This is a genomic window from Bradyrhizobium sediminis, assembly GCF_018736085.1.
Classification (GTDB): Bacteria; Pseudomonadota; Alphaproteobacteria; order Rhizobiales; family Xanthobacteraceae; genus Bradyrhizobium; species Bradyrhizobium sediminis.
Genome location: NZ_CP076134.1, coordinates 2,479,358 through 2,492,274 on the forward strand (window position 1 = coordinate 2,479,358; position 12,917 = coordinate 2,492,274).

Sequence of the window (12,917 nt, forward strand, 5' to 3'; positions counted from 1 at the left end):
AAAGCCCGAACCCGGTTTGTTCATCTTTCCTTCAGGCTGAAAAGCGCTTTTGCTAGGGTGACTTAAGGCTGGCCACCTGGGAACAAATGGGGTGGTGGAGGCGACGGAAACATATGCTGGATCTTGCAATCGTTGGTGGCGGCCCCGGCGGGCTGATGAGCGCCTGGTATCTGAAGAAGAAGCTCGGCGAACTCTGCCGCATCACGATCTACGAAGCTTCCGACCGCGTCGGCGGCAAAATCGTCACCCGCAAGTTCGATTCGGCGCCCGCGATGTATGAAGCCGGCGTCGCCGAGATCTACGATTACTCGATGACCGGCCCCGATCCGCTGCGCGAGCTGATCCAGCATTTCGGCCTGCAGACCATTCCGATGGACGCCGAGCAGGTCCATCTCGACGGCGAGCTTCTGAACGACGTGCCGGGGATGCGCCGCAAATACGGCGCCAAGACCGCGGACGCGATCGAAGCGTTCCGCAAGCGCTGCACCGAGATGGTGTCGCCGGTCGAATATTACGAAGGTGTCGGCGCGCACGACAACGAGCACCCGTGGGCCTACCTCTCCTGCGAGGAACTGCTCGACAAGGAGGTCGACGATCCCACAGCCAAGCGCTTCTTCAAGGTGATGGCGCGCTCCGATATCGCCACCGAGAGCCACAACACCAATGGGCTGAATGCGCTGAAGAACTTCGTGATGGATGTCGACGGCTACATCGGGCTGTATTCGATCCAGAACGGCAATGAGCAGCTGATCGAGTGCCTGCAGTCGGAAGTCAACGCGAAGATCCAGCTCAATCACCGGGTGCTCAAGGTCGGCAAGACCGAGGCGGGCCGCTATCGGCTCAACATGATGAACGGCAAGGGACCGGAGACGAAAGACTTCGATCTGGTGCTGATGTGCCTGCCGCATTCCTGGCTCGCCACCATGCGCTGGGACGGCGAGCAGCTGCGCAAGTCAATGGTCAAGCACGTCGCCTATTTCGACCGGCCTGCGCATTATCTGCGGATCTCGCTGCTGTTCGACGAGCCGTTCTGGGGCGAGAAGATCCCGGGCGCCTGGTTCATGTCGGAAGCATTCGGCGGCTGCTGCGTTTACAACGAAGGCGCGCGCCACGACGTCGGCAAGCATGGCGTGTTGAACTGGCTGATCGCCGGGTCCGATGCGCTCGCATTCGCCAATCTCGGCGATCAGGAACTGATCGACGCCGCGCTGAAGTCGCTGCCGGCTTCGCTCGGCGATGCGCGCGAGCATTTCCTGGAGGGCAAGACCCACCGCTGGCTGTCCTCGGTGAATGCGATTCCCGGCGGTCTTCCGGCGCGCGACGTCATGACAAATCACCGGCCCGAGCCGAAGCAGCACCCCGGCCTCGTCGTGGTCGGCGACTATCTGTTCGACTCGACGCTGAATGGGCTGCTCGATTCCTCCGATGCCGCCACCGACATCATCGTCACCGAGATGATGCGGTTGCGCCGCGCCCGCGGCGAGGGCGGCAAGCCTTCGTCCGACAGGATCGACCGCGAATATTTCGAGAACTATCGCGGGCTCGGCCCCTATCACGAGGTCTGGAGCCAGTTCACCGATCCTGGTTACCTGACCGATCTCATCAAGATCGTCTGGGGCAGGGCCAAGGGCTACAAGCTCCTGGTGGCCGGCTCCGCCAGCGGAGAACTGGTGGGAGCGCTGCGCGATCGCGGGATAGATGCATGGGGTATCGAGAACAACCGTACGATACACGCCAGGACGCCGAAGGCGCTGAAGAAATTCAACAAGCTTGGATCGATCGTCGATATGCCGTTCAAGGACGGGGAATTCGACTTCGTGTTCGAAACCAGCCTGTGCCATGTCGGGGAAAAGCAGGTGCCCCGCGCGATTCGCGAATTGAACCGCGTGACGAAGACCGGCCTGGTGTTCGGCTCGGTGACGTCGGATATGGCGCCTGCGCTGATCGATCGCTACGACCTGCTGCGCGGGGTCAAGAAGCTCGGCACCTGGTGGGAGTGGTCGGAATTGTTCTTCTCCAACGGGTTCGACCTGTCGATGCACCGCCGCGACACCACGGACGCGCTCTGGGCGGCGACGCTGGCCGCCAACAAGGGACCCGGCCAGTGGTATGCGGATTCCGACAGCCTGCGCTACTCGTTCTTTGACAAGGTTGCCGACGACGACGATTAGTTGATGGTGCGTATTCTGATCGCAGAACCGGTGCCCCTCTTGCGGAATGGCGCCCGGCGCTTCGCCGGTACTCCAATTATTTTGCCGAACGCATCCTGATCGCATAGGATCGCGGGCGGTGGCTCTCCGGGCCGCCTCCCTCGATTTTTGCGGTCATGCCGGCCGTGCAGCATCGGTTGGTCTAATGGCGCCCAAGCCTCCCTCATCGGATGATCGGAACCCTGCTTCCGCTGACGATCCGGTTGCGCCGGAGCGCGACGAAAAGCTGGCGGCGGACGCCGGGCTTGCGAATCGCCCCGTCGACGACATGGCGGCCAAGCTGCCGGAACCCGATGACGAGATCGAGATAGACGACGATGATGATGAGGATCTCGTCGTCTTTACCGCCAAGGAAGCCGCCGGCGCGCTGGCAACGATCTATGCGTTCATTCAGCCGTTCCTGAAGAACTACAAGAAAATGCTGGCAATCGTCAGCTTCGGCGTCGTGGTCGAGACGCTGTTCAACGTCATCATGCCGCTGAGCCTGAAATTCCTGATCGACGATGCGCTCGGCGAGGAGGATTTCCACGCGCTCTACATCATCCTCGGTGTGCTCGCGGTGGCCGGAATCATCACCTCGATCGTCGCGGTATGGTACGAGCGCTGGGACGCCAGGCTCGCGTCCTCCGTCATATCGGACGTGCGTTCCCGCCTGTTCGAGCACGTGCAGGATTTGCCGGCGTCCTATTTCGCGCGCACCAGGCGCGGTGAAATCTTGTCGCGCTTTTCCATCGACCTTTCGGCCTTTGAAGGTTCGGTCAAGAGTTTTGCCAACAGCGCGGCGTTGCCGTTCCTGGAACTGATCGCCGGCATCATCCTGATGCTGTTTTTGAACTGGCAGCTCGCCGTGGTGTCGCTGCTGGTGTTTCCGATCACGCTGATCGGTCCGCGGATTCTGACGCCGAAAGCGGTGCAGGCGAATTACGAGCAGAAGCTCCACGAATCCTCGCTGCTCGGCATGGTGCAGGAAAACGTCGCCGCACAGGCGGTGGTCAAGGCATTCAGCCTGCAGCGCCGCACCTTCGGCTGGTTCACCATGCGGAACCACGACGTTCGCAACAAGACTGCGTCCGCGGTGTTCCTTTCGACCATGGTCGAGCGTTCGGTCACAATTGCGGTGCTGTTGCTGCACCTCGTGGTGCTCGCGATCGGCGCCTATCTCGCGACCAAGGGACAGATCACCGTCGGAACCTTCGTGACCTTCGAGAGCGCGTTCTGGGAGGTGTCCTACAACATCGCCCACCTCATGCATTTCATTCCGGTGTCGATCCAGTCGGCGGCGGCGGTGCGTCACATTCAGGAACTGCTCGATGAGCCGATCCGCGGCGGTGCCGACCGCCCGGGCGCACCCGAGCTGCCGCGCATCACCAACGACATCACCTTCGACCGCGTGTCGTTCAAGTATGAAGGCACCGATACGCCGGTGCTCGACAATCTCAGTCTCAAGCTCGATGTCGGCAAGACCATCGCCATCGTCGGCCCGAGCGGCTCCGGCAAGAGCACGCTGCTGAACCTGATCCTTCGCCTCTACACTCCGGACGAAGGGCGTGTGACCATCGACGGCGTCGATATCCGAAGGGTGACCCGGGAGTCCCTGCGCAAGAGCATGGCAGTGGTATTCCAGGAAAACATGCTGTTCAACATGTCGATCCGGGAAAACATCCGGCTTGGCAAGGAAGGCGCGACCGACGCGGAGGTCGAGGAGGCGGCGCGCAAGGCCGAAATCCATCGCTACATCATGAGCCTGCCTGAGAAATACGATACCCAGGTCGGCGAGCGCGGCGATACCCTGTCGGGCGGGCAGCGCCAGCGCATCGCGATCGCCCGCGCCATCGTGCGCGATCCGTCAGTGCTACTGCTCGACGAGGCGACCTCGGCGCTCGACCAGACCACGGAAGCCGCGATCAACAAGACGCTGCTGAAGCTCGCCAAGGGCCGCACCATGATCTTCTCGACCCACCGGCTGACTTCGGTGGTCGAGATGGACGAGATCATCGTGATCTCCGGCGGCAAGGCGATCGAGCGCGGCTCGCACGAACAGCTGCTCGCCGCCAACGGCGTCTATCGAAAGCTGTGGGACGATCAGAGCCACAGGCCGCATCATGCGGCCGATCAGGTTGACGACGATGATGATGAGGATTGAGCCGGCGAATGCCGCGAGATCGAGCCGGCGCCGCCGCTAGAATCGACTGACGTCAGGACGCGAGACTTCCTTGTTCCGGAGGCGCCGCCGGCTTCGTAGCCAGACTTCGCGGCATCGATCCGGCCAAAAGCCGCTTTCGGATCGATCGCCATGTGCCCATCGACAATCGTGCGATGAAGCGTGCCCAGCGCCGGGCGCGCCACGACAGGCCGTTGTCGGTCGACAGCGAACGCAGGTGGTAGGCCTTTGCCAGACACCGCGCCTCGCACGCCGTCTTTTCCGGATCGCTGTAGAACCCCGCAATCTTCTGGACGTCCATGCCGTCGGTCGCCAGCCATTGCGGGATGTAGACGTTGCACAGGCGCCCAACGTCGGTGAAGACCTTGGTGGTGCCGGTGCCTGCTGCGGGGCAGGAGGTCGAGAATGCGTCGCCGACCAGCACGATCCCCGGCTGAAGGTAGCCATCGGTGACGAACAGATCGGCGGGCCGGATCTTGACCGGGCCGCTCACCTTGAAATCACCCATCATGCGCTGCAGGCGCGGCATAAGTGCGCGCATGGTTTCTTCCGGCGCCTGCTTGAACCGCTGCAGCCACGGGTCGGTCATCTCGCGGTACACCATGAAATTGGCGCGCATCTTGCCGCCGATCGGAAACAGCGAGAGGTAGGCCATCCGCGCGCTCGAGCGCTTCGGCCAATAGGTCAATGCCGGGAAGCTGAATGCCGCACGGCCAACCGGCTCGACGTCGAAGCCGAGCGTGATCGAATGGCATTCGCTGACGACGCGGCGCTTGATGCCGAGCGTGTGACGAAGGCCGACATTGAGGCCGTTCGCGAGCACCACCAGCCGCGCCGAGATTTCCTCACCGTTGGACAACACGATTTTCTGCCGCTCCGGGCCGTTGGCAATGCTGGAGGCCTTGGCGTGGATCGTCGTGACGCCTTGCGGAATCTGCGCGCGCACGGTGTTGACCAGGGTGTCGTACATGATGCCGTGCTGGTCGCTGGCTTTGCGGGCGACGACGTAGCCGAAGCGCGCTTCCCACACTTCGCCGTCGAGCGTGGTCGCCCGCAAGGTCGCATCCGCAAGACCGGTCTTGCGCAGCAGACCGAGCTGCTCGCCGCCGAGTTTTTCGCAGCGCAGTTCGGGCGGATAGACGGTGTGGGGGTCGATCAGGACCGCCGGGATACCCGCGCGTCCGAGCATCGCCGCGGCCGTGGAGCCGGAGAGACCGCCACCGACGATTGCAACATCCGTGTACCGCATGCATCTGCCCCGGATCCGAAGGCCCATCCATGCGCCGCAAAAGGCAAACAAAGCCTGAAAGAAAAGGCCCGAATAGGCGTGGTACCGGTTCCCGACTTAACTCAAAAGCAATCAGGGGCGAACAAGATCGCGCCGGCGCAGCCCCTCGAAGCATTGGTCCGATGATTTCGGTAACGATTGATTCACCTAACCCTGACATCGGCCCGCAGTGGGACGATCTCGTCCCGCGTGCGAACTCGAACGTCTTCATGAACCCCGCCGCGTTGACGGCGGCTGCCGAGCTGAACTTCGCCAGGATCCAGGTGTTGCTGGCCTGGGAGGAGGGCGGAGGCGAGCGCAAGCTGGTTGGCGTCTGGGCGCTGCAATCGCGCCGGCCCGTGCCGTTCTGGCCCATGCTGCTCGAAGCGCTGCCGTACAATTACGCCTTCCTTTCCAGCCCCGTCGTCGATCCCGTCTGCGTCGACGAGGTGATTGCGGCATTCTTCGCGGCGATCGAGAAAAGCCCGTCGTTGCCGAAGGTGCTCAGCCTGCAATCGCTGGACGCGGAGTGTCCGAGTTATCCCGCAATATCAAGGGAACTGGCCAGGCGCGGCATCGAGCCCCTGATGCTTTCGGAAGATGCCCGGCCTTTCGTGACCCGGGAGTTCGGCGTCAAGCGATCCGGCTCCACGCGCAAGAAGCTGCGGCAGGAGTGGAAGAGATTGTCGGCGCTTGGCACCGTCGACGTCGTGAACGATCGAACGCTCGATGGCGCGCGGCAGGCCTTCGAAAGCTTTCTCGTGCTGGAAAAGGCCAGCTGGAAAGGCGACCGGGGCACCGCGCTGTTGTCCGATCCCCGCGACGCCGCCTTCGTCCGCCGGCTGTTTCAAGATCTCGCGGCGCAAGGCAACGCTTCGGTCGCGCTGCTGCGCGTCAATGGCGAGCCGATTTCCGCCCAGGTGCTGATGTATTGCGGCGCCACGGCCTATACTTGGAAAACCGCGTTCGACGCCCATTACGGCAAGTATTCGCCGGGCGCGCTGCTGATCGACAAGATTACCGACGAACTCTTCGCCGGGCCGGATATCACGGCGATCAATTCCTGCGCCATTGAAGCAAGCTTCATGGGACAATTGTGGGCCGGGCGGCGCGTGGTGGTCGATATGCTCCTGGACATCGGCCCGGGCAAATCGCTCGGCTACCGAATGGAGGCAGGCCGGCAACTCGGATATCAGCATCTGCGGAGCCTGCGGGACCGGTTGCGGCGCTGGCTTTCGCCGGGAACTCCGAAGAAACCGGCCATGGCCGCGCCGCATTGAGGGCAGGAACGCTATATTACCCGGATAATATCTAGTTTCGACCGATTTCTGTGCGATTGCGCCCGGGCTCGCGGAGGAGGGCGCCCGGATGGCCGCGAGAGATTCGCCCTATCAGGGACCCTGGACAGCGATTCCGGCGCGCGTTGAAATGCGCTCGCATGCCGATTATGCAGATGGCAGAGGCGTTTCTTTCGCTGTCGTTTCGCCTTGACTTGGCTATCCACCGCCGATAAAACCCGCGCACTTAACGACAGGCGGTGAGCGACGCCAGAGTCGGAACGGATTACCCACTCAATCCTTCGGGAACGGGCCGGGCACCAACCTCGACGAATGCCGCTCAAACGCTGTCGATTATAGCTAGGCACTGCCAGGACGATCTTGGTTCTCTAGAGCAAGTCCTCTTGAGATTGATTTCGGATGCATGACCTCGGTAGCCGACTGAGCAGCGCGAGCTGATCGGTTACGACCGCGGTCCTCTGTGGCGTCGAAGCGCTTTCCGCTCAGCAATGAGCAGTTGGCGCGATTTCGCTTTGCGCGGTTGTTTCCGCGTGGTGCGGCCGGACGGGACCGGATGTCCCGAATGAATTTGCGGAGCCAACCATGGTTTCGCGCGAACTAAAGGGTGAAGGCTGACATGCCGACGATCAACCAGCTGATCGCAAGTCCGCGGACGGTACAGAAGTCGCGCAAGAAGGTGCCCGCGCTGCAGCAGTCGCCGCAGAAGCGCGGCGTTTGCACGCGCGTCTACACCACGACCCCGAAGAAGCCGAACTCGGCGCTTCGTAAGGTCGCCAAGGTGCGCCTGACCAACGGCTTCGAGGTCATCGGCTACATCCCGGGTGAAGGCCATAACCTTCAGGAACACTCGGTGGTCATGATCCGCGGCGGCCGCGTCAAGGATTTGCCCGGCGTGCGCTACCACATTCTCCGCGGCGTCCTCGATACCCAGGGCGTCAAGAACCGTAAGCAGCGTCGTTCGAAGTACGGCGCGAAGCGTCCGAAATAATCGGGAACAGACCAGATGTCTCGTCGCCATTCTGCTGAAAAGCGTGAAGTGAACCCGGATCCGAAGTTCGGGAACATCATCATCACGAAGTTCATGAATTCGATCATGTATGACGGCAAGAAGTCTGCCGCCGAGAGCATCGTCTATGGCGCGCTCGAAATGATCGAGACCAAGACCAAGCAGGGTCCTTTGCCGGTTTTCGAGCAGGCTCTGGAAAACGTGATGCCGACCATCGAAGTGCGGTCGCGCCGCGTCGGTGGCGCTACCTATCAGGTGCCGGTGGAAGTGCGTTCGGTGCGCCGTCAGGCGCTCGGAATTCGCTGGATTATCACGGCGGCGCGCGAGCGCAACGAAAAGACGATGACGGAGCGGCTCTCGGCCGAGCTGCTTGACGCGTCGAATGGCAGGGGGAACGCCGTCAAGAAGCGTGAAGACGTGCACCGGATGGCGGAAGCCAACCGTGCCTTCTCACACTATCGCTGGTAACGGCGAAACAACGGATTTTAAGGAACACCCCATGCCCCGCGTTCATGCCATAGAGAACTACCGCAACTTCGGTATCATGGCGCATATCGATGCCGGCAAGACCACGACCACCGAGCGCATTCTCTATTATACCGGCAAGAGCCACAAAATCGGCGAAGTGCACGAAGGTGCCGCGACGATGGACTGGATGGAGCAGGAGCAGGAGCGCGGCATCACCATTACGTCGGCCGCCACTACCGCGTTCTGGAACGGCAAGCGCCTCAACATCATCGACACCCCCGGCCACGTCGACTTCACCATTGAAGTCGAGCGTTCGCTGCGCGTGCTCGACGGCGCCGTATGCGTGCTCGATTCGAACCAGGGCGTTGAGCCGCAGACTGAAACCGTCTGGCGCCAGGGCGACAAGTACAAGGTTCCGCGCATCGTCTTCGCCAACAAGATGGATAAGACTGGCGCCGACTTCTACAAATGCCTCGACGATATCGTCGACCGTCTCGGCGCCAAGCCGATTGCGATCCAGCTGCCGATCGGCGCGGAGAACAACTTCAAGGGCCTGGTCGATCTGGTCCGCATGAAGGGCGTGATCTGGGAAGACGAGGCGCTCGGCGCCAACTTCAAGGACATCGATATTCCTGCCGACCTCGCCGACAAGGCGAAGGAATACCGCGAGAAGATGCTGGAAGCCGCCGTCGAGCTCGATGACGACGCGCTGGCCGCCTATCTCGACGGCAAGGAGCCCGACGAGGCGACCTTGAAGCGGCTGATCCGCAAGGCGGTGCTGACCGGTGCGTTCTTCCCGGTGCTGTGCGGCTCGGCGTTCAAGAACAAGGGCGTCCAGCCGCTGCTCGACGCGGTGGTGGATTATCTGCCGTCGCCAGTCGACGTGCCCGCCATCAAGGGCGTCGATGATGACGGCAATGAAGTCGTTCGCCTGCCGAACGACGCGGAGCCGCTGGCGCTGCTCGCGTTCAAGATCATGGACGATCCCTTCGTCGGCACCATCACCTTCTGCCGCATCTATTCCGGCACGCTGCTTTCGGGCACCGGCGTCGTCAACTCGACGCGCGACCGCAAGGAACGTATCGGCCGCATGCTGTTGATGCATGCCAACAACCGCGAAGACATCAAGGAAGCCTATGCCGGCGACATCGTCGCGCTGGCTGGCCTGAAGGAAGCCCGCACCGGCGATACGTTGTGCGATTCGAACAAGCCGGTGATTCTGGAAAAGATGGAATTCCCCGAGCCGGTCATCGAGATCGCGATCGAGCCGAAGTCGAAGGCCGACCAGGAAAAGCTCGGCGTCGCGCTGGCGAAGCTGGCCGCCGAAGATCCGTCGTTCCGGGTTTCGACCGACCTGGAATCCGGCCAGACCATCCTCAAGGGCATGGGCGAACTCCATCTCGACATCAAGGTCGACATCCTGCGCCGTACCTACAAGGTCGACGCCAACATCGGCGCGCCGCAGGTGGCGTTCCGTGAGCGCGTCACCAAGCGCGCGGAAGTCGATTACACCCACAAGAAGCAGACCGGCGGTACCGGCCAGTTCGCGCGGGTCAAGTTCGTCGTCGAGCCCAACGAGCCGGGCAAGGGATTCGAATTCGAATCCAAGATCGTCGGCGGCGCAGTGCCGAAGGAATACATCCCCGGCGTCGAAAAGGGCCTCAACAGCGTGCTGACTTCGGGCGTGGTCGCCGGCTTCCCGGTGGTCGACGTCAAGGTCCAGCTGGTGGACGGCGCCTATCACGACGTCGACTCCTCGGCGCTGGCCTTCGAAATCGCATCGCGCGCGGCGTTCCGCGACGCGCTGCAAAAGGGCAAGTCGGTCCTGCTCGAGCCGATCATGAAGGTCGAAGTGGTGACCCCGGAAGACTACACCGGTTCGGTCATCGGCGACCTCAACTCGCGGCGCGGCCAGATCCAGGGTCAGGACATGCGCGGCAACGCCAACGTCATCAATGCGATGGTGCCGCTCATGAACATGTTCGGTTACGTGAATAACCTGCGCTCGATGAGCCAGGGGCGCGCAACCTTTACGATGCAGTTCGATCACTACGCGGAAGCGCCGGCGAACGTGTCGGCGGAAGTCCAGAAGAAGTTTGCCTGATTGTCGTTGACGGCAGTTAACGACTGAACGGAGAGTCAAATGGCCAAAGCAAAGTTTGAACGTACTAAACCGCACTGCAACATCGGCACCATCGGTCACGTCGACCACGGCAAGACGTCGCTGACGGCGGCGATCACCAAGGTGCTGGCGGAAACCGGCGGTGCGACGTTCACCGCGTACGACCAGATCGACAAGGCGCCGGAAGAGAAGGCGCGCGGCATCACGATCTCGACCGCACACGTCGAATACGAGACCAAGAACCGGCATTACGCCCACGTCGACTGTCCGGGCCACGCCGACTACGTCAAGAACATGATCACCGGTGCGGCGCAGATGGACGGCGCGATCCTGGTGGTGTCCGCGGCCGACGGCCCGATGCCCCAGACCCGCGAGCACATCCTGCTGGCCAAGCAGGTCGGCGTTCCCGCCATGGTCGTGTTCCTCAACAAGTGCGACATGGTCGACGATCCGGAACTGCTCGAACTGGTTGAGCTGGAAGTCCGCGAACTGCTGTCGAAGTACGATTTTCCCGGCGACAAGATCCCGATCATCAAGGGATCGGCGCTGGCGGCGCTGGAAGACAAGGACAAGAAGCTCGGTCACGACGCCGTGCTGGAACTGATGGCGGCGGTCGACAGCTATATTCCGCAGCCGGAGCGTCCGGTCGACCAGCCATTCCTGATGCCGGTGGAAGACGTGTTCTCGATCTCGGGCCGCGGCACGGTGGTGACCGGTCGCGTCGAGCGCGGCATCATCAAGGTCGGCGAAGAAATCGAGATCGTCGGTCTGCGCGATACCCAGAAGACCATCGTCACCGGCGTGGAAATGTTCCGCAAGCTGCTCGACCAGGGCCAGGCCGGCGACAACATCGGCGCGCTGCTGCGCGGCACCAAGCGCGAGGAAGTCGAGCGCGGTCAGGTGCTGTGCAAGCCGGGTTCGGTGAAGCCGCACACCAAGTTCAAGGCTTCGGCCTACATCCTCACCAAGGAGGAGGGCGGCCGTCACACTCCGTTCTTCACCAACTACCGGCCTCAGTTCTACTTCCGCACCACCGACGTGACCGGTGTCGTGCATCTGCCGGAAGGCACCGAGATGGTGATGCCGGGCGACAACATTTCGATGGAAGTGCACCTGATCGTGCCGATCGCGATGGAACAGAACCTGCGCTTCGCGATCCGCGAAGGCGGCCGCACCGTCGGTGCCGGCGTCGTCGCAAGCATCATCGAGTAAGCGAATAGGGAATGGCGAATAGCGAATGGTCTAAGTCCACTCGCTATTCGCTACTCGCCACTCGCTACGACAAAGAAAGACATCGGCAATGAACGGCCAGAATATCCGCATCCGTCTCAAGGCGTTCGACCATCGAATTCTCGATTCGTCGACGCGTGAGATCGTGAACACGGCGAAACGGACCGGTGCTCAGGTTCGCGGACCCATTCCGCTGCCCACCCGCATCGAGAAGTTCACCGTCAACCGTTCGCCGCACGTCGACAAGAAGAGCCGCGAGCAATTCGAGATGCGCACGCACAAGCGTCTTCTCGACATTGTCGATCCGACCCCGCAGACCGTCGATGCTTTGATGAAGCTCGATCTGGCCGCCGGCGTCGACGTCGAAATCAAGCTCTAAGGTTTTTGGATCCCGTCCGAAGTTAGCGGACAGAAAGAACAGGAAGCACGCCGATGCGCTCCGGAGTGATCGCACAAAAGGTCGGGATGACGCGGGTCTTTACGGAGACCGGCGAACATATCCCTGTGACCGTGCTGAAGCTGGGCAACTGCCAGGTGTTGGGCCACCGCACGACCGAGAAGAACGGTTATGTCGCGTTGCAGCTCGGCTCGGGCACCCGCAAGACGGTCTATCTGCCGAAGGCGGAGCGCGGCCAGTTCGCGGTCGCCAAGGTCGAGCCCAAGCGAAAAGTCACCGAGTTCCGCGTGTCGCAGGACGCGCTGATCCCGGTCGGCGCCGAGATTCAGGCGGACCATTTCGTGGTCGGCCAGTTCGTCGACGTCACCGGCACCTCGGTCGGCAAGGGTTTCGCCGGCGGCATGAAGCGCTGGAATTTCGGCGGCTTGCGCGCCACCCACGGTGTCTCGGTTTCGCATCGTTCGATCGGTTCGACCGGCGGACGCCAGGATCCCGGCAAGACCTTCAAGAACAAGAAGATGCCCGGCCACATGGGCGTCGATCGTATCACTACGCTTAATCTGCGCGTTGTGCAGACCGACGTCGAGCGCGGCCTGATCCTCGTCGAGGGCGCCGTTCCCGGCTCCAAGGGCGGATGGATCGCGGTGCGCGATGCCGTGAAGAAGCCGCTGCCGAAGGATGCTCCGAAGCCCGGCAAGTTCAAGGTCGTGGGCGGCGAGCAGGCTGCGGAAGCGCCGGCCGAGCAGGAGGGCGTGTGA

General features: G+C 62.1%; 10 protein-coding genes. 9 read left to right on the forward strand and 1 reads right to left on the reverse strand.

The annotated features are described in order from the left end of the window. Positions 1 to 113: 113 nt before the first annotated feature. The gene (locus KMZ29_RS11865) at positions 114 to 2,171 is read left to right on the forward strand and encodes an FAD-dependent oxidoreductase (RefSeq protein WP_215623831.1); all 2,058 of its coding nucleotides are present in this window, start codon (positions 114 to 116) and stop codon (positions 2,169 to 2,171) included. Between the two features lie 184 nt (positions 2,172 to 2,355). Continuing rightward, positions 2,356 to 4,353, forward strand: a complete 1,998-nt coding sequence (locus KMZ29_RS11870; RefSeq protein ID WP_215623832.1) for an ABC transporter ATP-binding protein — start codon at positions 2,356 to 2,358, stop codon at positions 4,351 to 4,353. A 52-nt stretch (positions 4,354 to 4,405) separates the two neighbouring features. Here KMZ29_RS11870 and KMZ29_RS11875 read toward each other — a convergent pair whose 3' ends face one another. Continuing rightward, positions 4,406 to 5,620, reverse strand: a complete 1,215-nt coding sequence (locus tag KMZ29_RS11875; protein WP_215623833.1) for an FAD-dependent oxidoreductase — start codon at positions 5,618 to 5,620, stop codon at positions 4,406 to 4,408. A 248-nt stretch (positions 5,621 to 5,868) separates the two neighbouring features. Between KMZ29_RS11875 and KMZ29_RS11880 the strand changes: the two genes are divergently transcribed. From KMZ29_RS11880 to rplC, 7 genes are all read left to right on the forward strand, one after another. Then, complete coding sequence (locus tag KMZ29_RS11880; RefSeq protein ID WP_369810100.1) at positions 5,869 to 6,918, forward strand: GNAT family N-acetyltransferase; 1,050 nt, start codon at positions 5,869 to 5,871, stop codon at positions 6,916 to 6,918. A gap of 634 nt (positions 6,919 to 7,552) precedes the next feature. After that, a complete protein-coding gene (rpsL, locus tag KMZ29_RS11885) occupies positions 7,553 to 7,924 on the forward strand; it encodes a 30S ribosomal protein S12 (RefSeq protein ID WP_029584567.1) in 372 nt (123 codons plus the stop codon). Between the two features lie 15 nt (positions 7,925 to 7,939). Then, entirely contained in the window at positions 7,940 to 8,410 is a 471-nt protein-coding gene (gene rpsG / locus KMZ29_RS11890) for a 30S ribosomal protein S7 (protein WP_215606206.1), read from the forward strand. Between the two features lie 31 nt (positions 8,411 to 8,441). Then, positions 8,442 to 10,514, forward strand: a complete 2,073-nt coding sequence (gene fusA / locus KMZ29_RS11895; protein WP_215623835.1) for an elongation factor G — start codon at positions 8,442 to 8,444, stop codon at positions 10,512 to 10,514. Between the two features lie 39 nt (positions 10,515 to 10,553). Continuing rightward, complete coding sequence (tuf, locus tag KMZ29_RS11900) at positions 10,554 to 11,744, forward strand: elongation factor Tu (protein WP_215612320.1); 1,191 nt, start codon at positions 10,554 to 10,556, stop codon at positions 11,742 to 11,744. An 88-nt stretch (positions 11,745 to 11,832) separates the two neighbouring features. Next, positions 11,833 to 12,141, forward strand: coding sequence for a 30S ribosomal protein S10 (rpsJ, locus tag KMZ29_RS11905; RefSeq protein ID WP_011473876.1), 309 nt, complete (start codon positions 11,833 to 11,835; stop codon positions 12,139 to 12,141). 53 nt (positions 12,142 to 12,194) lie between these two features. Next, a complete protein-coding gene (rplC, locus tag KMZ29_RS11910) occupies positions 12,195 to 12,917 on the forward strand; it encodes a 50S ribosomal protein L3 (RefSeq protein WP_215623836.1) in 723 nt (240 codons plus the stop codon).